Here is a 21,363-nt window from a genome sequence, read left to right as displayed (position 1 = left end):
GTCGCGGTGTCGCGGTGTCGCCGCGCGCCGTGGTCGTCCGGACGGCGTGTGAGCATACCGACCGGTCGGGATGCGAATCTAATTCTAGTCGCGACCGCCGTCAACACTCAGTGGCAGCGCCCCGCCTCCGCCCCGGTGGAAGGCGCGGGCCCGGCCCCGTGAGCGGGGCGCGGACGCAGCGAGAGGATCTCCGCCAGCACCGACAGCGCGATCTCCGGGGCAGTGCGGGCCCCGATGTCCAGGCCAGCCGGGGTGTGGACGCGCTCACCGCCCTCCAGCGCCGAGGTCACCGCGGCGCCCCGCTTCCGGCTGGCGATCAGCCCGACGTAGCCGACGCCGGCGTCCAGCGCGGCCCGCAGGACGGTCTCCTCGTCCCGTCCGTGGGTGGCGACCACGACCGCCGCCGCGTCCGGCGACGGCGGGGCATCGGTGTCCGCCGGCCGCATGGCGAATCCCGCCGCCCGCCCCACCTCGGTGATCGCACGCGCGACCGGGCCGTCGCCGTACACGTCGACGAGCGCGGGCGGGATCACGGCTTCGAGGAACACGTCGAGCGTCCCGCCGGACAGGCACGGATTGCTGACCGTGACCAGCCCTTCGAGCGGGGCGGAGTCCTCGGCGGGGGTGATGCGCAGCAGGGTCGACTCGCCCGACCGCAGCAGCGTCAGCGCCTGGTCGCGCACCGCCGACTCGGCGCAGTGGCCGCCGACGAACCCCTCCATCGTCCCGTCGGGCAGGACGAGCGCGCGGTCGCCGGTCTTCGCGCTCGTCGGACGTTCCGCCCGCACGACGGTGGCCAGGACGTACGGCGTCCGTTCGCTGCGCAGCCGCTCGGCCCGGTCCGTGTCCGTCATGGGATCGCCAGGTCCGTGCGGAACGGCCGCCCCTGGACGACGCGCCAGACGTTCGCCGGGGTGAGCGGCATGTCGGCGTGCCGGACGCCGTAGGGCGAGAGGGCGTCCACCACCGCGTTGACGATCGCGGCGGGCGAGCCGACCGTCGCCGACTCGCCGACGCCCTTCGCGCCGAGCGGATGGTGCGGCGACGGCGTGACGGTCTCGCCCAGCTCCCACGACGGGCATTCCATGGACGTCGGCAGCAGGTAGTCCATGAACGAGGCGCCGAGGTGGTTGCCGTCCTCGTCGAACGCCATGACCTGCATGAGCGCCATCCCGACGCCGTCGGCGAGCCCGCCGTGCACCTGCCCCTCGACGATCATCGGGTTGATCCGGACGCCGCAGTCGTCGACCGCCACGAACCGCCGGACGGCGACCTTGCCCGTCCCCGGGTCGACGTCCACGACCGCGATGTAGGCGCCGAACGGGTAGGTGAGGTTGGGCGGGTTGTAGACGGTCGTCGCGTCGAGGTGGCCCTCCACGCCGTCCGGGAGTTCGAGGCTGCCGTGCGCGGCCATCGCGATCTCCTGCATGGTCGCGCCGGCCGACGGGTCGCCGCGGACGGCCCAGCGCCCCGGCGTCCATTCGAGGTCCTCCGGCGCGGCCTCCAGCATCGCCCCGGCGACGATCCGGGCCCGCTCGCGCACCTTCCGCGCGACGACGGCCGTCGCGGCGCCCGACACCGGCGTCGACCGCGACCCGTAGGTGCCGAGCCCGAACGGCGTCTGGTCGGTGTCGCCGTGGACGACCTCCACGTCGTCGACCGGGAGGCCGAGTTCGTGCGCGACGATCTGCGCGAACGTCGTCTCGTGTCCCTGCCCCTGCGTCTGGACGGAGATGCGCAGCACCGCCTTCCCGGTCGGGTGGACGCGCAGTTCGGCGCCGTCCGCCATGCCGAGCCCGAGGATGTCCATGTGCTTGCGCGGCCCGGCGCCGACCGCCTCGGTGAAGAAGCTGAGGCCTATGCCCATGAGCGGCTCGTCACCTGCCTGGCGCCGGTCGGCCTGCTCGGTGCGCAGCTTGTCGTAGCCGGCGATGTCCAGGGCCTTGCGCAGGGTGCGGGGGTAGTCGCCGGAGTCGTACTCCCAGCCGGTCGCGGTCGAGTACGGGAACTGGTCGGGGCGCAGCAGGTTGCGCAGCCGCAGCTCGGCCGGGTCGGCGCCCAGCTCCGCCGCCAGCACGTCGATCATGCGCTCGACCAGGTAGGCGGCCTCGGTGATGCGGAACGAGCAGGCGTAGGCGACGCCGCCCGGCGCCTTGTTGGTGTAGACGCCGGTGACGGCGCAGTGCGCGGCCTCGATGTCGTACGAGCCGGTGAACACGTGGAAGAACCCGGCCGGGAACTTAGTCGGCTGCGCGGTGCCGTTGAACGCGCCGTGGTCGGCGAGCACCTTCACCCGCAGTCCCCGGACGCGGCCGTCGCGGGTCGCGGCGATCTCCCCGCGCATGTGGTAGTCGCGGGCGAACGAGGTCGTCATGAGGTTCTCCGACCGGTCCTCCGTCCACTTGACCGGGCGCCCCGTCACGATCGACCCGACGATCGCGCAGACGTAGCCGGGGTAGATGCCGACCTTGTTGCCGAAGCCGCCGCCGATGTCGGGCGACACGACCCGGATCTTGTGCTCGGGCAGCCCGGCGACGAGCGCGTAGACGGTGCGGTGCGCGTGCGGGGCCTGGGTGGTGGTGTGGACGGTGAGCTTGCCGGTCACCTTGTCCATGTCCGCGACGATCCCGCACGTCTCCAGCGGCGCCGGATGCACACGCGGGTAGAGGACGTCCTGGGCCACGACCACCTCGGCCTCTTCGAAGACGCGGTCGGTGTGTTCTGCGTCCCCGGCCTCCCAGTCGAAGATGTGGTTGTCGGTGCGTCCCTCCAGGTCGTCGCGGATCAGCGGGGCGTCGTCGTCCAGCGCGCGGCGGGCGTCGATCACCGGGGTCAGCGCCTCGTAGTCGACGTCGATGAGCTCCAGCGCGTCCCGCGCGGCGTAGTGCGACTCCGCGACGACGAACGCGACCTCCTGCCCCTGGAAGCGCACCTTGTCGGTCGCGAGGACAGCCTGCACGTCACCGGAGAGCGTCGGCATCCACGCGAGGTTCAGGCCCGCCAGCGTCTCGCCGGTGATGACGGCCTTGACCTGCGGGTGCGCCTCGGCGGCCGCGGTGTCGACCGAGACGAGCCGGGCGTGCGCGTGCGGGCTGCGCAGCACCGCGCCGTACAGCATGCCCGGAAGCTTGATGTCATCGACGTAGGTGCCCTTGCCTCGGATGAACCGGGCGTCCTCCTTGCGCGGCACCCTGCCGAATCCGTGCTGCCCGTTCTCGCTCATGAGGTGGCCTCCCGCACGGAGTGCTCGGCCGCCCACCGCACGGAGCGGACGATGTTCTCGTAGCCGGTGCACCGGCAGATCTGGCCGGACACGGCCTCGCGGATCTCCGCCTCGGACGGGTCGGGATGATGGTCGAGCAGCCACCGCGCCGTCATCAGCATCCCCGGCGTGCAGAAGCCGCACTGCAGGCCGTGGCACTCGGTGAAGCCCTTCTGGACGGGGTCGAGCTCCCCGTCCCGCTCCAGGCCCTCCACGGTGCGGACCTCCTTGCCGGACGCCATCACCGCCAGCGCCGTGCACGACTTCACCGGCACCCCGTCGAGCCACACGACGCAGGCGCCGCAGTTGGACGTGTCGCAGCCCCAGTGCGTCCCGGTGAGGTCCAGTTCGTCCCGGAGGAAGTGGACGAGCAGCAGCCGCGGCTCCACATCGCGGGTGTACGGCCGCCCGTTGACGGTCACGGTGATGTTCATCCCAGGCACCTCTCGTAGGCGCGGCGCAGTGCGCGCGTGGTCAGCTCCCCGGCCAGGTGGCGCTTGTAGTCGGCCGGTCCGCGCTGGTCGGACCCGGGGTCGCAGTGCTCGGCGGCGATCCGCCCGGCCTCGGCGAACGCCTCCTCGGACGGGGCGGCGCCGCGCAGCGCGTCCTCCGCCTCGGCCGCGACGAAATGCTCGGCCCGCACCGCCGTCAGGCCGATCCCGGCCTCGGCGATGCGCCCGTCCGCCAGCCAGAGCGCGGCCCCGGCGGCGGCGAGCGGCCAGTCCCCGACCCGCCGCTCGACCTTCACGTACGCGCTCGAACCACCGGGCCTGATCGGCACCCGCAGCTCGGTCAGCAGCTCACCCGGCTCCACGACCGTCTCGTACGGGCCCGTGTGGAACCCGCGGACCGGCATCGTGCGCTCCCCGCCCGGCCCCCTGATCACGGTGGACGCCCGCAGCGCCGCGAACGCGGCCGACAGGTCCTCCGACGGGTCGGCCTGGCAGAGCGAGCCCCCGACCGTCCCCCGGTTGCGCACCACCGGATCGGCGATCACCCGCTCCGCGTCGTGCAGTATCGGGAAATGCACCCCGGCGACGGCCGAGTCCAGCAGCTCGGCGTGCCGGACGAGCGCGCCGACGCACAGCTCGTCGCCGTCGATCCGGATGCGGGCCAGCTCCGCGACGTCGTTGATGTCGATGAGGGCCTCGGGCTGCGCCAGCCGCAGCTTCATCATCGGGATCAGGCTGTGGCCGCCGGCCACCACCCGGGCCTCGTCGCCGTGCCGCGCCAGCAGCGCCAGCGTCTCCTCGACGGTCGTCGCCTTCGCGTACTCGAAATTCGCGGGTACCTGCACGGTGCCCCCTCAAGTCGGGTTTGGCGAGATTCTCACGCCGCCCGCCCGCGGGCACAACAGCCGGATAAGCGAAGGCTTAACGACGCTCGTCCGAGCGCTCACACTGGAGTCATGACGCTCACGCAGCTCGGCGCGTTCGTCCTCATCGCCCGGCTCGGGTCGGTGAAGGAGGCGGCGCGCGCCCTGAACGTGAGCGAGCCCGCCGTGTCGCAGGCGCTCACCGCGCTGCGGCGGCATCTGGGCGACCCGCTGCTCGTCCGGGGGCCGGACGGGATGACGCTGACCGAGGGCGGCGCCCGCCTCCTCCCGATCGCGTCGCAGATGGTGGTGCTCGGCGCGGAGGCCGAGAGCGCCGTCCGCGCGGCGCGGGGCGCGCCCGAGGCGCTGCGCGTCGTGGCCGTCCCCGCCATCGCCGAGTTCGTCGCGACCCCCCTGCTGGACGCGTTCGCGGCCCGTTCGGCGCGCAAGGTCGACGGCAGCGCGGGCGTGGTGTCCGGACGGGAGATGCCCGTCCTGCTGCACAACCGCCTCGCCGACGTCGCGCTCGGCCCCCGGATCTCCGGCGACCAGGGTCTCGTCAGCGAGCCGGTCTTCCGCGCCGGGCTCGTCGCCGTGGGCACCGCTCCCGCGCCGCACCCGTTGTGGCTGGTCGACCCGTCCGGCACCGACCCGTCCAGCGAGACCGCGGCGCTGCTGCGCCGCCTGAAGGTCCCGGAGGACCGGATCCGCGTCTACCCCAACCAGACCGCGGCGTGGGCGGCCGCCGCCGACGGCGACGGGCTGGCGATCGCGCTCGCCCACCTGGTGGCGCCCCGCGTCCAGCGCGGCGAGCTGCGCGTCATCTCCACCCCGGTGACCCCGGTGGAGATCGGCTGGCACGCCACGACGCTCGCCCCCGACCGGCGCCCGCCGCTGGCGGGCGCGTTCCGCCGGTTCCTGGCGACCGCCGAGGCGCTGCACATCATGCGCTCCCCCGGCTCGGGTGTTCCCCCGTCCCGCTTCCGGCCGCCGGTCTACGTGACCATCTGGAGCTGACCGGGGCCGCACGGTGTCATGCGGCCCCGGTACCCCCGATCAGCCCGCGGCGATGATCTTCTCGGCGACCTGCGCCGGGACCTCCGCGTAGGCGGCGAACTGCATGGTGAAGACGCCGCGGCCGGACGTCATGCCGCGGAGGTGCCCGACATAGCCGAACATCTCCGACAGCGGGACGAGGGCCTGGACGATCCACGCGCCCGCGCGTTCGCCCGTCCCCTCGATCCGGCCCCGGCGGGCGTTCAGATCGCCGATCACCGAGCCGAGGTACTCCTCGGGGGTGGTGACCTCGACGGTCATCACCGGTTCGAGCAGCACCGGGGACGCGCGGCGGACCGCCTCCCGGAACGCCAGCGAGCCGGCGATCTTGAAGGCGAGCTCGGACGAGTCGATGGGGTGGAAGTCACCGTCCAGCAGGGTGACCCGTACGCCCGTCATCTCGTGCCCGGCGAGGACGCCGGTCTGCATCGCCTCCTGGCAGCCCGCGTCCACGGACGGGATGAACTCCTTCGGGATCCGCCCGCCGGTGACCCGGTTGACGAACTCGTACCCGTCCTCGATGGGTTCGAGGGAGATCTGAACCTTCGCGAACTGGCCCTTGCCTCCGGTCTGCTTGCGGTGCGTGACGTCGACCCGCTCCACCGCCGACCGGACCGTCTCCCGGTAGGCGACGCGCGGCCGGCCGACGTTCGCCTCGACGCGGAACTCCTCCTTCATCCGGTCGATGAGGATCTCCAGGTGGAGTTCGCCCATGCCGCCGATGACGGTCTGCCCGTTCTCGTCGTGGACCTGGAACGACGGGTCCTCCTCCGAGAGCCGCTGGATGGCGACGCTCAGCTTCTCCATGTCGCCCTTGGACCTCGGCTCGATCGCGACCTCGATGACCGGGGCCGGGAAGTCCATGGACTCCAGGATCACGGGATGGGCGTCGTCGCACAGCGTCTCGCCGGTGGTGGTCTGCTTCAGGCCCATGACGGCGACGATGTCGCCCGCGCCCGCCGACTCGATCTCCTCCCGCGTGTCCGCGTGGATGCGATAGATCTTGCCGATCCGCTCCTTCCTCGACTTGACGCTGTTCAGCACCGGCGCGCCCGACTCCAGCCGCCCGGAGTAGATCCGGACGAAGGTGAGCCGGCCCAGATGCCGTTCGCTCATGATCTTGAACGCGAGCGCGGCCAGCGGCGCGTCGTCCCGCACGTCGGCGACGTCCAGCGGCGACGGCAGGTACCGCACGACCGCGTCCAGCAAGGGCTGGACGCCCTTGTTCTTGAACGCGCTGCCGCAGAGCACCGGGGTGACGGCGGACGCGACCGTGAGCCGCCGGATCGCCGCGTGCAGCTGCTCCTGCGACGGCTCCGCACCGCCCAGGTACAGCTCCATGACCTCCTCGTCGTGCTCGGCGACCGTCTCGACGAGCGCGGCCCGCCATCGGCGGACGTCCTCGGCCATGCCGGACGGGACGTCCGTGACCGCGTAGCGGTCGTCCGACCAGACGTGCGCGCGCCCGGACACGAGGTCGACGACGCCCGCGAACCCGGCCTCGGCCCCGATCGGCAGCTGCGTCACCAGCGGAACGGCCCCGAGCCGTTCCCGGATCATGTCCACGCACCGCAGGAAGTCGGCGCCGGCCCGGTCGAGCTTGTTCACGAAGCAGATCCGCGGCACGCCGTAACGGTCGGCCTGCCGCCACACCGTCTCCGACTGCGGCTCGACGCCCGCGACACCGTCGAACACGGCCACGGCCCCGTCGAGCACCCGCAGGCACCGCTCGACCTCGATGGTGAAGTCGACGTGCCCCGGCGTATCGATCAGATTGATCGTGTGCTCGGCGCCGTTGACGGCCCAATGGCATGTCGTGGCGGCCGACGTGATGGTGATGCCCCGGTCGCGTTCCTGCTTGGTGTAGTCGAGCGCGGTGTTCCCGTCGTGCACCTCGCCGATCCGGTGCGACACACCGGTGAAGAAGAGGATCCGCTCGGCGGTCGTCGTCTTACCGGCGTCGATGTGCGCCATGATCCCGATGTTGCGGACCTTGGTCAGTGCAAGGGTCGAGGTTGTCATCGGGGATCCTCCTCATCTCTCTGATGACGACCGCCGCCGGACAAGATCGTCCCTTAACGGCAAGGTGACGGTAACGGGGGGAAGGGGAGGACCGCGACGGGTTTTCCGGCTACGTGGCGATCTCGCGGAGGGTCCGGATGACGCTCTGGAGGTGGGCCCGGGCGGCCCGTTCGGCGGCGGGCGGGTCGTGCGCCGCTATGGCGTCGATGATCTCCAGGTGCTGCGGGAGGGAGACCTGGGGGCGGCCCGGGTGCATGGCCAGCCGGAACTGGTGGCGGACGTTCTGGGCGCGCAGGCGTTCGAGGACGCCGGAGGCGGTCCCCTGACCGCTGATCTCGCGGACGCGGCCGTGGAGGCGCTCGTTCAGCCGGGAGTACCCCATGACGTCGCCGGAGGAGACGGCGGCGCGCATCTCCTCGCCGATCGCCTGGAGGCCGGCGATGTCGGACGGGGTGGCGCGCTCGGCGGCCTTGGCGGCGCACAGGCCCTCGATCACCATCCGGACCTCGGAGATCTCGACGGCCTCCGTGAGCGAGACGGCGCGGACGCGCGCGCCGCGGTTCTGGACGCGCTCGATGAGGCCCTCGTTGGCCAGTTCGACGATGGCCGCGCGGACCCCGGCGCGGCTCGCGCCGAACCGCTCGGACAGGTCGGCCTCGATCAGCCGCTGGTTCGGGACGAACTCGCCGGTCAGGATCGCCTCCCGGATCCCGGCCACCACGTCGCTCACAGACTCCCCCAGATTGTCGCCAATTTTGTCGCTGATCTAGGGTAGCCCGTGGCAGGGGCATCCCGGTCGCGGAGGAGGGACGATATGGCGGTTGTCGCCGTACTGGGGCTCGGTGAGGCGGGCGGCGCGATCGCGCGCGACCTCGTCGCGGCGGGAGCGGTGGTGCGCGGATACGATCCGGCCGTCGCGGCGTCCGGCGGGATGGTCCAGGCCGGGAGCGAGGCGGAGGCCGCGGACGGCGCCGGTCTCGTGCTCAGCGTCAACAGCGCGCACGACGCGGTTGCGGCGCTGAAGGCCGGGATCGGCGGGGTCGGGGACGGCGTCGTGTGGGCCGATCTGAACACCGGGTCGCCGGGGTTGAAACGGGAGCTGGACGCGATCGCGGGGCAGGGCGGCGTCCGGTTCGCGGACGTGGCGATCATGGCGCCGGTGCCGGGCCGCGGGCTGCGCACGCCGATGCTCGCCTGCGGGGAGGGCGCCCGCGACGTCGCCGCGATCCTCACCCCGTCCGGTGCGGAGATCGACGTGCTGGACGCGGAGGCCGGCGTGGCCGCCGGACGCAAACTGCTCCGCAGCGTGTTCTTCAAAGGGCTGGCCGGCTCGGTGGTAGAGGCGCTGGAGGCCGCGCGGGCGGCGGGCTGCGAGGACTGGCTGCGCGAGAACATCGTCGCCGAGCTGGCTGCGGCCGGTGAGCACACCGTGGACCGGCTCGTCGGCGGGACGTACAAGCACGCCGTCCGCCGCGCCGCCGAGATGGAGGCGGCGGCGACCATGCTGGACGAGCTGGACGTCCCGCCGGCGATGGCCGCCGCCAGCCGCGACCTGCTGAGGCGCCTCTCCGGCTGACCTGTCAGCCGACCGGCGGGGTTCCGTGGGTGTGGAACGACTCGATGGTCCTCAGCCCCCATGCCTGCCCCTTGGCGCGTTCCGCCTCCGTCCAGGTGATCGTCTTCCAGTCGGGCGCGAGGACCAGCCGGGCGCACGGGTTGCACAGCTCGACGCGGTTGCCGCCCGGCTCGTAGACGTAGAGGAAGAACGTCTGCTGGATGGCGTGCTTGTGCGGTCCCGTCTCGATGAAGACGCCGTTGTCGAGGAAGATGTCGGCGGCGCGGAGGATGTCCTCACGGGTGTCGGTGGCGAACGCGATGTGGTGCAGGCGGCCGTTGCTGCGCGTCCGGTCGCGGGTGTAGACGAGGTCGTAGGACTTGTTGGTGAAGGTGACCCAGCGCCCGGCGATGATGCCGTCGTCCAGCCGGATCTGCTCGGTGGGGTGCCCGCCCAGGACGTCCCGCAGGAGATCGGTGCTGGGCTCGACCTCGGCGGCCAGGAAGTTGACGTGGTCGAGGCGGCGGACGCAGACGCCGAGCGCCGGGTAAGCCTGTGCCTGGTTCTTCAGGGCCGGCGCCAGCTCGGGCGGCGCCTGGTACCACTCCGACTCCCAGTAGATCTCCAGCTCGTGTCCGTCGGGGTCGCGGAAGACGTAGGTCGGGCCGATGCCGGGGTCGCCGTCCCGCCAGCCGATGCCGAGCCCGGCCGCCTCGATCGCCGCGACGCGCCGGTCCAGCGCCTCCTGCGAGGACGCGCGCAGGCCGGTCCGGCGGATTCCGGACGTGCTGTGCGCGGTGAGCTTGAGGGTGTGGTGCTCGTAGTCGTCCCACGTCCGCAGGTACACCGAGTCGCCCTCGGCGCCGACCTCGGTGAGGCCCATGACGCGGGTGAAGAACCACAGGCTCCGGTCCGGTTCGGGTGTCAGCAGCTCGACGTGCCCGACGTGCGCGATCTCGTGCTTGATGGTCACAGGGAACTCCGGGGGAAGACGGTGCCGTCGAAGAGTTTGCGGGCCGTCCGGACGACTCCGGCGCGCCGGACGGTCGTGCCGTCGAGCTCGACCGCCACGTCGAGTCGTCCGGTGGGGTGCTCGATGCTCATCGGCGCGCCGGGCGGCGGAAGCTCGGCGAGGTCGTGGCCGACGGCGCCGCCGATCAGCGCGGCGGTAGCGACGGTGACGGCGCCGAGCACGCCGATCGAGGTGTGCATGCGCAGCGGGATGAAGGTGCGGGTGCAGAGCGTCCCGCCGCCGCGGGGCGGCGCGACCAGCGTCGTCTTGGGCACCGAGGACGCCGAGACGTCGCCGAGGCCCATCAGCTCACCGGCCTGGAGCCGCAGCGACCGGATCCTGTCCCGCAGATGGGACAGGTCGGTCTCGTACCCGGTGACGCCGAACGAGGACGCGGCGGCGACCACGACCGGCATCCCGTTGTCGACGCACGTGACCTCGACGCCGTCGATCACATCGCGGAGACGCCCGGTGGGCAGCAGCGCCCCGCAGGACGCCCCTTCCGTCCCCGCCAAGTCGAGGTCGATCCGTGCGGCCGTGCCGGGCACCCCGGAGATCTCGGTGGCGCCCTCGTAGCCGACGGCTCCCCCGGGCGTCGGGAACGTCGCGGTCGCGACGCCTCCGGAGTTGAGCATCCTGATCCGGACGCTCGTCTCGTCCGGCTTCGCCGCGACCAGGCCGCGCTCGACCGCGAACGGGCCGACGCCCGCGAGCAGGTTCCCGCAGTTCTGCCGGTCGGAGACCGTCGCCTCCTCCACGCCGAGCTGCAGGAACAGGTAGTCGATGTCGGAGGCGCCGTCGGCGCTCGCCGACACGACCGCGACCTTGCTCGTCAGCGGGTGCGCCCCGCCGATCCCGTCGATCTGCCGGGGGTCCGGGCTGCCCATTATCCGCAGCAGCAGGCCGTCGCGCTCGGTGGCGGCGGACGGCAGGTCCCCGGCCAGGAAGTAGGCCCCCTTGGACGTCCCGCCGCGCATCAGCATGCAGCGCACGCCGTTCACGCGTCGTACTCGCCGTACTCGACGTACTCGATGCCCATCCCGGGCAGCCGGTCCCGCAGCCCGTACCGGTCGAGGCCGAGTTCGCCCTTCCGGAACGCCGCCCGGGTGGCGGCCTCCTTCTCCTCGCGGGCGCGGGCGGCGCCGGCGGCCTCCCGGACCGACGCGCGCGGGACGCACATCACCCCGTCCTCGTCGGCGAGGATCGCGTCGCCCGGCCGGATCAGCTGCCCGCCGATCGTCACCGGGACGTTCACCGCGCCCGGTGTCGCCTTCACCGTCCCCTGCGCGCTGACGGCCGCCGACCACACGGGGAAGCCCATCGCGCGCAGGTCGGCGACGTCCCGCACCCCGGCGTCGATGACGAGCCCGCGCACTCCCCGGTACTGCAGCGCGGTCGCGAACAGCTCGCCGAACATCCCGTCGGTGGACGGCGACGTGGTCGTCACCACCAGCACGTCGCCCGGACGGCACTGCTCGACCGCGACGTGGATCATCAGGTTGTCGCCCGGCCAGGACAGCACCGTCACGGCGGAGCCGGCGATCCGCGTCCCCGTCTGCACCGGGCGCAGGGACGGGCCGAGATACCCCGTGCGTCCGGTCGCCTCGTGGACGGTCGCGACCCCGTACGCGCCCAGCTCGTCCAGCGCGGCGGCCTCGGCCCGCGGAGGGTTCGTGACGACGACCGTCCTCACGCCAGCACCCCCGTCGTCTGCGGGTACAGCCGGACGTACGCCTCGGCCATCGTGTCGTGCGGCAGGCCCAGGTTCGGGCCCGCGTTCCGCTTCAGCTGGACGCCCCGCCGCTTCGCCAGATCGGTGTAGTAGTCCCACATGTGCACCTGCGCCGGAAGGCGCTCCATCGCCTTGCGCTTGCGCTCGAACACCGGCGTGATGTCCAGCAGGACGTCCGGTTTGAAGTCGCACTGCTCCGGCTGGTGCGGCTCGAAGAAGAACACCGGCGGGGCGCCCAGCGGCTCGCCCGGCGCCTCGTACCCGATGGCCTGTGCGAGCACCCTCGCCTGCAACGCCATCCGCGCGGCGGCCGGATGGTCGCCGTTGTACGGGTCGGCGAGCGTGTGCGTCAGGACGACGGCCGGCTCGAACTCCCGGTACACCCGGACGAGACGGTCGACCAGCTCGGGCGTCTCGCGCAGGGGGTAGTCACCGGCGTCCAGGAACTCGATCTCGGCGCCCAGTTCCGCCGCCGCGGCCTCCGCCTCGCCCCGCCGCAGCTCCTTGATCTCCTCCAGGCCCCTGCCCTCCCGCCAGGCGCGGGCCGACTCGCCGCGCTCGCCGTAGCTCAGGCACACGACCTTCGCCCGGTCACCGCGCGAGGCTGCCAGGGCGATCGCGCCGGCGGCGCGCCACACGAAGTCGCCCGCATGGGCGCTCACGACGAGCAGGGGGCTGGGCGGGGCAGAAGTACTCATGGCCCCACCCTCCAGCCTTGTAACCCAAATTGTCAACAATTCTGCAAACATTAGGGCGGCGGGTGCGGGCGTCGAACACGGAAGCCACCGCGCGGCTCGGCGGGGGATGTGACGAGCCGCGCGGTGGCCGGTCCGGGGGGTTACTCCTTGGCGGGGTGGTTACCCCTTGGCGGGGTCTAGCGAAGCCACGGCCGTGGGGGTGAGCTTGGCGGCGCGTTCCCGTTGCGGGAAGCGGCCGACGTCGATGCGGGCGACCTCCTTGGCCGTCCGGTAGTCGATCACGGAGATCTGGTCGTCCTCGGCCAGCGAGACGAAGCAGTCGTGGCCGTTCGGGCTCGTCTGCGTCCAGTACGGCAGGGCGTCGGTGGCGTAGTGGACGGTGCCGTCCGTGGTCAGGCCGGGACGGGACACGATGGAGACGTAGTCGTCGATCGTCCCCGCCATGCACAGCTTGGTCTCGTCGGCGTTCATGGCCATGCCGTGGTGCGCGGAGTTCTGCGGGTAGTCGTCCGGCTTCATCTTGGCGGCCTTGTCGCTGAACGGCATCTGCACCGTCCGTGTGGTCTTCCCCGCGGTCAGGTCGTACTCGATGAATCCGTTGAGGTAGGACAGCTGCGCGTACATCGTCTTGTTGTCGCGCGTGAACACCGCCGGGCGGATCCCGTAGTCGAAGGTGTAGGTGCGCAGCGGCTTGAAGGTCGCCGCGTCCACCGCCGTCACGGCCTTCGACCCTTTCAGCGCGTTGAGGAGTTTCGGTAGAGAGGTGATGCCGATGCTGGAGTTGTAGAGGATCCGGCCGTCCGGCGAGTAGTCGTTGGCGTGCGGGTACGTGCCGGTGGCGAAACTCGCTTCCAGCGACCCGGTGGCGGTGTCGATGACCTCGGCCTTGCTCGCGGTGGTGGCGCTGACGACGAACCGTTTCCCGTCCGGGGAGAGGGCGGCGTGGTCGGCCTTGAACCCCTCGGTCTTGTGCCGCCACAGCATCCGCTTCGTGGCGATGTCGAACGCGACGGCGTCCGACAGCGCGCCCCTGGACACGTAGATGGTGGCGCCGTCCGGTGACACGGCCATGTCGTCGACGAGCTTGCGGTAGCCCTGCGCGGCGTTGACGGCCTCGTAGCCGATGCGCTCGGCGGGCGTCATCGCGTCCAGGCGTTCCTGCAGGTCGGGGACGACGTTGATGGAGCCGAGGTTCGCGTAGGTGCCGGTGTCGATGAAGCTGACGGTGCCGCCCTGGCCGTTGCCGACGGCCATGACGTCCCGGAGCGCGGCGGCCTTGGCGGGCACGGCACCGGTCATCGCGGTCATCGCGGTCGCCGCCAGGACGGCGCAGCCGAGCAGCGCGGTACGCCTCCGGAGACTTCTGGAAGGCATGTCGTCCTCCTGGGGGTGGGGTCTCCAGTTTGAAAACGGCCGTGTTCAACCTTGTGGTTACTGGACAGTAAGCCAGGGTGGTGTGCGGCACAAGGCCCAGTTGCGGGAAAATGCCGTCCGGGCGAGCGGAGGGAACGACGTGGCGGGCAGGCGCGCGACACCGACCGGCAGGTACGGCGGCCGGTCCGCGGCCGAGCGGCGCGCCGAGCGCCGCCGCCGGTTCCTGGACGCCGGGCTGGAGATGTTCGGCCGCGGACCCGGCTACCGGGGCACCACCGTGGCCGCGCTGAGCGAGGCGGCGGGGCTGTCCACCCGCCAGTTCTACGAGGAGTTCAGCACCCTGGAGGACCTGCTCGCCGAGCTGCACCTGGAGGTCAACGACGCGGCCGAACGCGACGTCGTCGCCGCGCTCCCGTCCGTCGAGGGCCTCGGCCTGGCCGAGCGCACGGCCCGCCTCTTCCGCGCCTACGCCGCCAGCATCACCGGCGACCGGGCCCGGATCCGGATCGCGTTCGTCGAGATCGTCGGCGTCAGCCCGCGGATGGACCGGCAGCGGCTCACCCGCCGCGCCCGGTGGGTCGAGTTCATCTGCGCCGAGGCGGCCGCCGCCGCCGGGCGCGGCGAGATCGCCGACCGCGACTACCGGATCGCCGCCACCGCGTTCATCGGCAGCATCAACGGACTACTGCACGACTGGAGCGCCGGCTGGGTCGACGCGACCCTCGACGAGGTCATCGACGAGCTCGTCCTGATGCTCCTCGGCCGGCTTCACGCACCGGGGTGACGATGCCGAGGCGTGCTCCGGCGGGGTCGGTCATGACGGCGAACCGGCCGGGTTTGATGTCGGTCGGCGGAAAATGGATGCGCGCTCCCAGGTCCGCGGCCCGCGCCGCGGTGGCATCGCAGTCGGACACCCAGAAGAACGGCACCCAGTGGGCCTCGAAGTCGGCCGACCCCAACTCCTCCAGGGGGACCATGCCCGCCACGGTCCAGTCACCGATCTTCCAGTTGGTGTACGTGGGCGTGTAGTAGGAGCGGTCCACGGCCTTCCAGCCGAAGACGGCGCCGTAGAAGCGGCGGGCGCCCTCGATGTCGTGGGCTGCGAGTTCGACCCAGCACATGGCGGACGGTTCGTCGACGACATCGGCGCCCTGGAAGTCGTACGGCAGCCAGAGCGCGAAGTCGGCGCCCTCCGGGTCGCAGCAGTGGGCCATCCGCCCGAGGTTGGCGGCGTCGGTGGGTTCGCTCAGCTCCTGGCCCCCCATCGCGCGCACGGTCTCCAGCGTGGCCTCCATGTCGTCGGTCCGGAAGTAGCAGGTCCAGGTCGGCTGCATGGAGTCGTCCGCGAGCGGCTGCATGCCGGCGACCGCCGGGCCCCCGACGTCCCGCAGGGTGAAGACGTAGTACTCGCCGAGCGAACCGGTCAGCGTGTAGGCGTACCAGCCGAACACTTCGCAGTAGAAGCGCTTGGACGCGCGCACGTCAGGGCTGGCCAGTTCGGCCCATGTCGGGTAGCCGGGGGCGTGTGCGGTCACCTCGGGCATCGCCGGATCCTCGAAGCTCGCATACCACCACGCTAAGGACGCGGACGCAATCTACGGCCACGCAAATCACCAAGATCACCCAAACGTTCGACCTGCGCGGACGCTCACCACGGTCTGCAGGAGACCCCAGACGAAATGGGCGGTGCAGGCGGCCCCGTCCGGCCCGGTGAGAGTCGCGTGCCAGCGGCTCGGCACCTCGCCGTCGTCCTGGTGCGCGACGGCGCCGAACCGCTCGTCGACGTCCCCGACGACGCAGGACCAGGGGACGAGGTCGTGGACGCTCTCCAACCGCGGCACGGGGACGCCGTCGTCCCGGACGAGCCACTCGTGCAGGACCGCGCCGTCCGGCCCCATCATGATCTCGAAGCGCAGGCCGGGCCAGAGCGGCAGCGGCGGCCACCACGCCACCTCGCAGGCGACGTCACCGATCGGCCGCTCCTCGACGGCGGCGGGCGGGCCGAGGACGGTCTCGTAACGGCGCCGTCCCCGCGGGAACGTCCGGGACCGCACGATGCGCTGCCAGCGCGCGTTGACGCTCCGCATCTCCGTGCGGGACGCACCGAGCGACCGCATCGCGTCCTCGACGAGACCCGGCTGGTAGTCGGCCATCCGGCGGAGCAGCACGAGCTGGAACTCCCGCCGCGCGAATCCCTTCATCCCCGGTCACGCTACCGGGCGCCCGCGACGGCGCCGGGTCAGGACTTGCGGGCGCCGATGGCCTTGGCGATGGCGGGCCAGCTGCGGGACAGCTCGACGCGCCAGTACTTCCAGTTGTGCATGCCGGGCCCGTACAGGTGGGACGTGACCGGGACGCCCGCCCTCTTCGCGGCCGCGACGAAGTTGTCGTTCATCGTCCCGGCCAGCATCTCGCCGATGCGTCCCGCGTCCTGCGGCGGGGTGTTCGGGTTGTCGTAGGGGCCGGGCTGACCGTTGCCGGACGAGACGTAGACGCCGATGCCCTTCAGCTTGGACACCATGACGGTCGCGTCGTGCGCCCGCCAGTTCCCGCGCGCGGTGATCGGGTCGCCCCAGATGGCGGTGCCCGCCTGCCGGTTCACCGAGGTCAGGATGAGCGGCATGCCGGGGGCGGTGATGTTGAGGGCGCCGCTGTAGGACGCGGCGTACTTGAACAGGCGGTGCCGTTCGGCGTAGGTGATGGCGCCCTGCCCGCCGGACGACAGGCCGATCGCGGCGCGCACCGATCCCGCGTGGAAGTTGCGCTCCATCAGCGGGATGACCTCGCGGATGTGGAAGGTCTCCCACTCGGGGATGCCGCCCTTCCCGCCGTTGTACCAGTCGGTGTACGACCCGTTGGAGCCGCCCTCGGGCATCACGACCATCGCGTTGTACGGGCCGGCGACCTGCTCGATGTTCGAGTCCTTCGTCCAGGACGTGTAGTTGTTGTTGCCGCCGTGGTAGGCGTACACGGTCGGCCACGTCTTGCTGGTGTTGGACTTCCAGCTCTTCGGCACCATCACCCGGGTCTTCACCGCCGCGCCCAGCGCCGGCGAGGCGATCGTCACGTCGAAGATCCGCGAGCCGACCTTCTTGACGCCGGTGATGGCGGCGCCGTCCGGCGCCTTGGCGTACTTGCCGGACACGCCACCGCCGGGCATGTGCGGCTTCTTGCCGTGGCTGCCGGTGTCGGTGTCGGGGTCGGTGGAGCTCGGCGACCCGCCCGTGCCGAACGGGTTGCTGTTCAGCGGGACGTTCGGGAGCTTCGCCGCGCTCGGCGACTTCGTCGGCGACGCGGACGTCGCGCCGGGCGCCGACGGCTGCGTCGCGGGGCCGAACGAGGGGATCGGCTTGGAGTTGCCGGAAGCCTCCGACCTGCCCTTCGGCACGCCCACGCCCGCCTGCGCGAGCCCGACCATGACGGCGGGCAGGAGCACGGCCGCCGCCGCGGATCCGAAGATGGCGATCTTCCGGTCGGTACGCTTTTTCATGGACTCCCCAGCCGCCCGGGCCGCCCCGGCCCGACGCTCCGTTCGCCCGACGAAACTACTGTCCCGGACGTCACACCCGCAAGTATTGGCATCGAATGCAATAAAGGCGAGATGATCCGTGACTCTGCGCTACCGGACCCGTACTACTTTTTCGCCTTCCCGGAACGGATCGACTGGGCGTGCCGGAACACATCGCGCGGGTCCCAGTGCCGTTTGACCTCCTGGAGTTTCGCGTAGGCGTCCTTGTAATAGAGGGTCTCCCACGACTGGCCGGACCCGTTCCAGCGTCCGTCGTTCAGATCGGCGTCGGGATAGCCGATGTAGCAGCCGTCCGTGGTGTCGCCGTCCGCGACGGGCACTCCGCCGGTCGCGGCGAACGTCGCCTTGTAGATGTCGCGGATCCAGGCGATGTGCGTGTCCTCGTGGGCGTCATTCCGCGTCCAGTACACCTGGTACTGCAGTTTCAGAATGGAATCGCGCTGCCGCGACGCCGTCTGACGCAGCGGCTTGTTGACGGCGCCGCCGTACGAGTCGACCTGGATGAGCGCCTGTTTGTTCACGTAGTCGGTGTACTTCTCTTTGCCGAGATACGCCCACATCGCATTGATCTGCTGATCGGTGAACGGTTTCCGCAGGTAGGCGGACTTGTACTTTCCGCAGCGGATCTCGCCGCCGGAGTTCAGCGCCTGGGTCGCGGTCAGCCACGGCATCGCGCGCGGAATGTCCATGTGCACGAAGTGCTCGCCCATCGCCGACCGCATCCTCGTCGCCGCCGGGCCGATCCGCCCGTCGAGCGCGGCGACGAAGTCGGTCATCGCCTGCGGCCCGTCCGGGTCGTCGGCGTCCACCTGCGCGAGGAGCCCGATCTGCTCGTTGCTGACGTGGTTGAGATTCAGCATCGCGAACAGTTTCCCGGCCGCGGTGGACGGATTCTGGTGGTCGCGGAAGTACTCCCCGTAGGACCTCACGAGCGTGGCGAACTCGTCCTTGGTGAAGTCCTTCCAGTCCCACGCCAGCCCGGACAGCAGGACGTGTTCCGGCGGCTGCGGCAGCCCCCGGAACCAGAACCGGGTGACGAGCCCGAAGTTCCCGCCACCGCCTCCGGTGTGCGCCCACCACAGGTCGCGGAGCACCTGGTCCCTGGAGTCGCGTTTCGCCACCACGAGCTTGACGTTCCCGTGCTTGTCGACGACCGCGACCTCGACCGCATAGAGGTAGTCGACGGTGAGCCCGTGCTGCCGCGACAGCAGCCCGAACCCGCCCGCCGGAACGTGGCCGCCGAGCCCCACCGAGTAGCACGAACCACCCGGCAGCGCCTTGCCGCTGACCGGATACAGATGGTTGTAGACGTGCCGGTTCGTCGCCCCGGCCTCCATGCAGTACGCCCGCATCGCGCTGTCATAGAACACGCCGCACATCGGGCTGACGTCCAGGATCACCCGCACGTCGTCGCCGCAGACGAAGTCCTCGTAGCAGTGCCCGCCGGACTTCACGGTGATCCGCGTCCGGGCCGGGTCCGCCGGCTTCTCGCGCACCGCCTCGGCGAGCGCGGCCCGCGCCTCCTCGGGCGTCCGCACCAGCCGCACGTACTCCGGCTCGGCGATCCACCGCTGGTTGAACCCGCGGCTCAGCGCCGGATACCGCTTGTCACCACACCGGACGACCGTGCTGGGCAGCGCCGAGATCTCACTCATACGGCCAACGCCTCCGCGCCTCAGAAAGATACGCGCAGAACCCTTCCCACCCCACCCCGTGTGTAGTCGGCCAGTGACACTGCGATGACGCCGGCGGTGTCAGCCGAAGCGTTCGCGGAGGGCGGGGAGCAGATCCGCCTCGGCCCACGTCCGGAAGTCCTTCTGGTGGTCCGGCCCGGACTGGCAGAACGAGATGTGGGTGAAGCCCGCGTCCGCCCACTGCTGGACGGCCCGGAGGTAGTCCTCCACGTTGTTCCCGCACGGGACGGACTCGGCGACGTCGTCGGGGCGGACGGTCTTCGTCGCGGCCTCGAAGTTCACCGGCCCGGGAAGCTCCGCCATCACCTTCCACGCCGACGCGGAGAACTTCCAGACCCGGTGCGCGCGTTCCTTGCACTCGTCGTGGTCGTCGCCGTACGAGACGGAGATCTGCCCGTAGACGGGCTTCCCGGCTCCGCCGCCGTCCCGGAAGACGCCGACGGTGTCCGCGACGGGCTGGTCGGAGATGAGCAGGTCGGCGTGCTCGGCGGCGAGCCGCCCGGCGCGCGTGCCGTAGGCGGCCATGCCGATCCGGACGGGCTCGGACGGCAGGTCGTACAGCTTCGCGGAGTCGACGCCGAAGTGCCGGCCCCGGTAGTTGACGTAGTCGCCGGAGAACAGCGCGCGGATGATCTCGACGGCCTCGGTGAACATCTCGTGCCGGACGTCCACCGACGGCCAGCCGCGCCCGACGACGTGCTCGTTGAGGTTCTCCCCCGAGCCGAGGCCGAGCGTGAACCGGCCGTCCGACAGCACGCCCATCGTGGCCGCCTTCTGCGCCACCACGGCCGGGTGGTACCGCATGATCGGGCAGGTCACGAACGTCATCAGCGGGATGCGGTGGGTGGCCTGCGCGAGCGCGCCGAGCACCGACCAGGCGTAGGCGGAGTGGCCCTGGCTCTCCAGCCACGGGAAGTAGTGGTCGGAGATGACCGAGTAGCCGAACCCGGCCTCCTCCGCCTCGACGAGGTCGGTGACGAGCTGTTTGGGCGGTGTCTGCTCGCAGAGCAGCGTGTATCCGAACTCCATGTCAGTTCCCCAGCAGGTCCATGAGGTCGTCGGCGTGCTCTTCCTCCTCGGCGAGGATCTGCTCCATCAGCCGGCGCGTGGTGACGTCGCCGTCGCCGAGCCACCGGATGATCTCCTGGTAGGACTCGATGACGATCCGTTCGGCGACGAGGTTCTCCCGGAGCATGCCCTTCAGGTCGTTGTCGTCGAAGGTCTCGTAGGTGGTGTGGGCGCGTTCGGCGATCGTCTTCGGGTCGAAGTCGGGGTCGCCGCCGAGCTGGCTGATGCGCTCCGCGGCGCGCATCGCGTGGTCGCGCTCCTCGTCCGCGTGCTCGCCGAACTCCGCCGCGACCTGCGCGCGGTCGATCCCAGTCGCGCTGATCGCGTGCCGCGAGTACCGCATCCAGCAGACGATCTCGGTTGCGAGGACGTCGTTGAGGACGCCGATGACCTCCTCGGCGCTCCTGCGGTAGCCCTCGGTCACCGGGCCGTCGGTCATCTTCTGGCGGGCCCGGTCCCGGATCGCCGCGACGTCGATGCTGAAGCTGTTGCCGGCCATGCTCTCCTCCTGATCAGCGCGGACGTAGCCCTCCTACCCAGCAGGGGCCGCTCATGCGTCCGGGCCCCGGCGGAGGCCCCCGGTGGAGGGCCCGGCGGATGCGGCGCGAAGGAACCGCTGATCAACCCACACTTGGCCACGGTCCGTCACATCTGCTATACGTAGAGCTACCTCGCTTCGACCTGGAGCGGGGGAAGGGACATCCGGTATCCACCTTGAGATCCGGGCGTGACAAGGAAGAAAAGGAACCACATGAAGTCCTTCAGCTACACCGAACTGGACAAGCTGGCCGGCGAGGTTCTGCCGGAGCGCGCCGTGCTGTCCACCCTGCTCGTGGCCAACGGCGGCAACGACAACGACAACCTCAACCTGAACCACGGCGGCGGCCACGGCGACGGCACCACCGCGGTCGTGAGCACCTGCCAGAGCCAGCAGACCCGCGCCGACAGCGGCCTGCTGCAGCTCATCGGTCTGCACGCGCAGAACGACGCCAGCTCGCTCACCTGCACGCCGAGCACCGCGATCTCCGGCCACTGAGCCGAGCGCA

General features: G+C 71.2%; 21 protein-coding genes. 4 read left to right on the top strand and 17 right to left on the bottom strand.

Annotation, left to right across the window (positions count from 1 at the left end):
- Positions 1-107 precede the first annotated feature (107 nt).
- Genes ACQPZP_RS11275 through ACQPZP_RS11260 form a run of 4 tightly spaced genes read right to left on the bottom strand, consistent with a single transcriptional unit; the run spans position 108 to position 4,559 of the window.
- Positions 108-854, bottom strand: a complete 747-nt coding sequence (locus ACQPZP_RS11275; RefSeq protein WP_433477580.1) for an XdhC family protein — start codon at positions 852-854, stop codon at positions 108-110.
- The gene (locus ACQPZP_RS11270; RefSeq protein WP_433477579.1) at positions 851-3,223 is read right to left on the bottom strand and encodes an aerobic carbon-monoxide dehydrogenase large subunit; all 2,373 of its coding nucleotides are present in this window, start codon (positions 3,221-3,223) and stop codon (positions 851-853) included. Before ACQPZP_RS11270 ends, ACQPZP_RS11275 begins: the two co-directional genes overlap by 4 nt.
- Positions 3,220-3,696 carry a (2Fe-2S)-binding protein gene (locus ACQPZP_RS11265; protein ID WP_433477578.1) on the bottom strand — a complete coding sequence of 159 codons (477 nt, stop codon included), beginning with the start codon at positions 3,694-3,696 and terminating at the stop codon, positions 3,220-3,222. The genes ACQPZP_RS11270 and ACQPZP_RS11265 overlap by 4 nt, the downstream gene beginning before the upstream one ends.
- The gene (locus ACQPZP_RS11260; RefSeq protein ID WP_433477577.1) at positions 3,693-4,559 is read right to left on the bottom strand and encodes an FAD binding domain-containing protein; all 867 of its coding nucleotides are present in this window, start codon (positions 4,557-4,559) and stop codon (positions 3,693-3,695) included. The genes ACQPZP_RS11265 and ACQPZP_RS11260 overlap by 4 nt, the downstream gene beginning before the upstream one ends.
- 111 nt (positions 4,560-4,670) lie before the next feature.
- Between ACQPZP_RS11260 and ACQPZP_RS11255 the strand changes: the two genes are divergently transcribed.
- The gene (locus tag ACQPZP_RS11255; protein WP_433477576.1) at positions 4,671-5,594 is read left to right on the top strand and encodes a LysR family transcriptional regulator; all 924 of its coding nucleotides are present in this window, start codon (positions 4,671-4,673) and stop codon (positions 5,592-5,594) included.
- Positions 5,595-5,633: 39 nt separating this feature from the next.
- Here ACQPZP_RS11255 and fusA read toward each other — a convergent pair whose 3' ends face one another.
- Positions 5,634-7,655 carry an elongation factor G gene (gene fusA, locus ACQPZP_RS11250; protein ID WP_433477575.1) on the bottom strand — a complete coding sequence of 674 codons (2,022 nt, stop codon included), beginning with the start codon at positions 7,653-7,655 and terminating at the stop codon, positions 5,634-5,636.
- Positions 7,656-7,764: 109 nt separating this feature from the next.
- A complete protein-coding gene (locus tag ACQPZP_RS11245; RefSeq protein WP_433477574.1) occupies positions 7,765-8,385 on the bottom strand; it encodes a GntR family transcriptional regulator in 621 nt (206 codons plus the stop codon).
- Between the two features lie 84 nt (positions 8,386-8,469).
- On the opposite strand from ACQPZP_RS11245, the gene ACQPZP_RS11240 reads away from it, so the two are divergent.
- The gene (locus ACQPZP_RS11240; RefSeq protein WP_433477573.1) at positions 8,470-9,231 is read left to right on the top strand and encodes a DUF1932 domain-containing protein; all 762 of its coding nucleotides are present in this window, start codon (positions 8,470-8,472) and stop codon (positions 9,229-9,231) included.
- Positions 9,232-9,235: 4 nt separating this feature from the next.
- On the opposite strand, the gene ACQPZP_RS11235 is transcribed toward ACQPZP_RS11240, so the two are convergent.
- The 5 genes from ACQPZP_RS11235 to ACQPZP_RS11215 form a co-directional block, all read right to left on the bottom strand.
- Positions 9,236-10,183, bottom strand: a complete 948-nt coding sequence (locus ACQPZP_RS11235; RefSeq protein WP_433477572.1) for a catechol 2,3-dioxygenase — start codon at positions 10,181-10,183, stop codon at positions 9,236-9,238.
- A complete protein-coding gene (locus ACQPZP_RS11230; RefSeq protein ID WP_433477571.1) occupies positions 10,180-11,223 on the bottom strand; it encodes a 4-oxalomesaconate tautomerase in 1,044 nt (347 codons plus the stop codon). The genes ACQPZP_RS11235 and ACQPZP_RS11230 overlap by 4 nt, the downstream gene beginning before the upstream one ends.
- Complete coding sequence (locus ACQPZP_RS11225; protein ID WP_433477570.1) at positions 11,220-11,915, bottom strand: 4-carboxy-4-hydroxy-2-oxoadipate aldolase/oxaloacetate decarboxylase; 696 nt, start codon at positions 11,913-11,915, stop codon at positions 11,220-11,222. The genes ACQPZP_RS11230 and ACQPZP_RS11225 overlap by 4 nt, the downstream gene beginning before the upstream one ends.
- On the bottom strand, positions 11,912-12,652 hold the full coding sequence (locus tag ACQPZP_RS11220) for a PIG-L deacetylase family protein (protein WP_433477569.1): 741 nt from the start codon (positions 12,650-12,652) through the stop codon (positions 11,912-11,914). The genes ACQPZP_RS11225 and ACQPZP_RS11220 overlap by 4 nt, the downstream gene beginning before the upstream one ends.
- A gap of 159 nt (positions 12,653-12,811) precedes the next feature.
- Positions 12,812-14,026, bottom strand: a complete 1,215-nt coding sequence (locus ACQPZP_RS11215; protein ID WP_433477568.1) for a YncE family protein — start codon at positions 14,024-14,026, stop codon at positions 12,812-12,814.
- Between the two features lie 82 nt (positions 14,027-14,108).
- Here ACQPZP_RS11215 and ACQPZP_RS11210 point away from each other — a divergent pair, with 82 nt between their 5' ends.
- Positions 14,109-14,810, top strand: coding sequence for a TetR/AcrR family transcriptional regulator (locus ACQPZP_RS11210; RefSeq protein ID WP_433477567.1), 702 nt, complete (start codon positions 14,109-14,111; stop codon positions 14,808-14,810).
- Here the strand turns inward: ACQPZP_RS11210 and ACQPZP_RS11205 are convergent.
- The 6 genes from ACQPZP_RS11205 to ACQPZP_RS11180 all read right to left on the bottom strand — a co-directional run bounded on the left by ACQPZP_RS11205 (position 14,758) and on the right by ACQPZP_RS11180 (position 20,816).
- Positions 14,758-15,570 carry a VOC family protein gene (locus ACQPZP_RS11205; protein WP_433477566.1) on the bottom strand — a complete coding sequence of 271 codons (813 nt, stop codon included), beginning with the start codon at positions 15,568-15,570 and terminating at the stop codon, positions 14,758-14,760. The two genes, ACQPZP_RS11210 and ACQPZP_RS11205, sit on opposite strands and share 53 nt — an antisense overlap.
- Before the next feature lie 75 nt (positions 15,571-15,645).
- A complete protein-coding gene (locus tag ACQPZP_RS11200) occupies positions 15,646-16,227 on the bottom strand; it encodes a hypothetical protein (protein ID WP_433477565.1) in 582 nt (193 codons plus the stop codon).
- A 38-nt stretch (positions 16,228-16,265) separates the two neighbouring features.
- Positions 16,266-17,516 carry an alpha/beta hydrolase-fold protein gene (locus ACQPZP_RS11195; protein WP_433477564.1) on the bottom strand — a complete coding sequence of 417 codons (1,251 nt, stop codon included), beginning with the start codon at positions 17,514-17,516 and terminating at the stop codon, positions 16,266-16,268.
- Positions 17,517-17,659: 143 nt separating this feature from the next.
- The gene (locus ACQPZP_RS11190) at positions 17,660-19,210 is read right to left on the bottom strand and encodes an FAD-dependent oxidoreductase (RefSeq protein ID WP_433477563.1); all 1,551 of its coding nucleotides are present in this window, start codon (positions 19,208-19,210) and stop codon (positions 17,660-17,662) included.
- A 99-nt stretch (positions 19,211-19,309) separates the two neighbouring features.
- Positions 19,310-20,278: a TIGR03557 family F420-dependent LLM class oxidoreductase gene (locus tag ACQPZP_RS11185; RefSeq protein WP_433477562.1), complete on the bottom strand. Its 969-nt coding sequence runs from the start codon at positions 20,276-20,278 to the stop codon at positions 19,310-19,312.
- Between the two features lies 1 nt (position 20,279).
- Positions 20,280-20,816 (bottom strand): ferritin-like domain-containing protein, encoded by a 537-nt coding sequence (locus tag ACQPZP_RS11180; protein WP_433467674.1) that lies wholly within the window; start codon positions 20,814-20,816, stop codon positions 20,280-20,282.
- A 252-nt stretch (positions 20,817-21,068) separates the two neighbouring features.
- On the opposite strand from ACQPZP_RS11180, the gene ACQPZP_RS11175 reads away from it, so the two are divergent.
- Positions 21,069-21,353: a hypothetical protein gene (locus ACQPZP_RS11175; RefSeq protein ID WP_433467673.1), complete on the top strand. Its 285-nt coding sequence runs from the start codon at positions 21,069-21,071 to the stop codon at positions 21,351-21,353.
- Positions 21,354-21,363: the final 10 nt, after the last annotated feature.

The sequence above is a fragment of the Spirillospora sp. CA-142024 genome, from assembly GCF_050942325.1.
Lineage (GTDB): Bacteria > Actinomycetota > Actinomycetes > Streptosporangiales > Streptosporangiaceae > Spirillospora.
Note: the sequence above shows the minus strand (reverse complement) of the source record. Positions and strands in the feature narration are given on the sequence as shown.

Excerpts from the sequence above, each read along its gene's own strand:
- ACQPZP_RS11205 (WP_433477566.1), bottom strand. The coding sequence starts at position 15,570 with ATGCCCGAGGTGACCGCACACGCCCCCGGCTACCCGACATGGGCCGAA.
- ACQPZP_RS11220 (WP_433477569.1), bottom strand. The coding sequence starts at position 12,652 with ATGAGTACTTCTGCCCCGCCCAGCCCCCTGCTCGTCGTGAGCGCCCAT.
- ACQPZP_RS11195 (WP_433477564.1), bottom strand. The coding sequence starts at position 17,516 with ATGAAAAAGCGTACCGACCGGAAGATCGCCATCTTCGGATCCGCGGCG.
- ACQPZP_RS11180 (WP_433467674.1), bottom strand. The coding sequence starts at position 20,816 with ATGGCCGGCAACAGCTTCAGCATCGACGTCGCGGCGATCCGGGACCGG.
- ACQPZP_RS11185 (WP_433477562.1), bottom strand. The coding sequence starts at position 20,278 with ATGGAGTTCGGATACACGCTGCTCTGCGAGCAGACACCGCCCAAACAG.
- ACQPZP_RS11190 (WP_433477563.1), bottom strand. The coding sequence starts at position 19,210 with ATGAGTGAGATCTCGGCGCTGCCCAGCACGGTCGTCCGGTGTGGTGAC.
- ACQPZP_RS11240 (WP_433477573.1), top strand. The coding sequence starts at position 8,470 with ATGGCGGTTGTCGCCGTACTGGGGCTCGGTGAGGCGGGCGGCGCGATC.
- ACQPZP_RS11200 (WP_433477565.1), bottom strand. The coding sequence starts at position 16,227 with ATGAAGGGATTCGCGCGGCGGGAGTTCCAGCTCGTGCTGCTCCGCCGG.
- ACQPZP_RS11275 (WP_433477580.1), bottom strand. The coding sequence starts at position 854 with ATGACGGACACGGACCGGGCCGAGCGGCTGCGCAGCGAACGGACGCCG.
- ACQPZP_RS11175 (WP_433467673.1), top strand. The coding sequence starts at position 21,069 with ATGAAGTCCTTCAGCTACACCGAACTGGACAAGCTGGCCGGCGAGGTT.
- fusA (WP_433477575.1), bottom strand. The coding sequence starts at position 7,655 with ATGACAACCTCGACCCTTGCACTGACCAAGGTCCGCAACATCGGGATC.
- ACQPZP_RS11255 (WP_433477576.1), top strand. The coding sequence starts at position 4,671 with ATGACGCTCACGCAGCTCGGCGCGTTCGTCCTCATCGCCCGGCTCGGG.
- ACQPZP_RS11265 (WP_433477578.1), bottom strand. The coding sequence starts at position 3,696 with ATGAACATCACCGTGACCGTCAACGGGCGGCCGTACACCCGCGATGTG.
- ACQPZP_RS11215 (WP_433477568.1), bottom strand. The coding sequence starts at position 14,026 with ATGCCTTCCAGAAGTCTCCGGAGGCGTACCGCGCTGCTCGGCTGCGCC.
- ACQPZP_RS11270 (WP_433477579.1), bottom strand. The coding sequence starts at position 3,223 with ATGAGCGAGAACGGGCAGCACGGATTCGGCAGGGTGCCGCGCAAGGAG.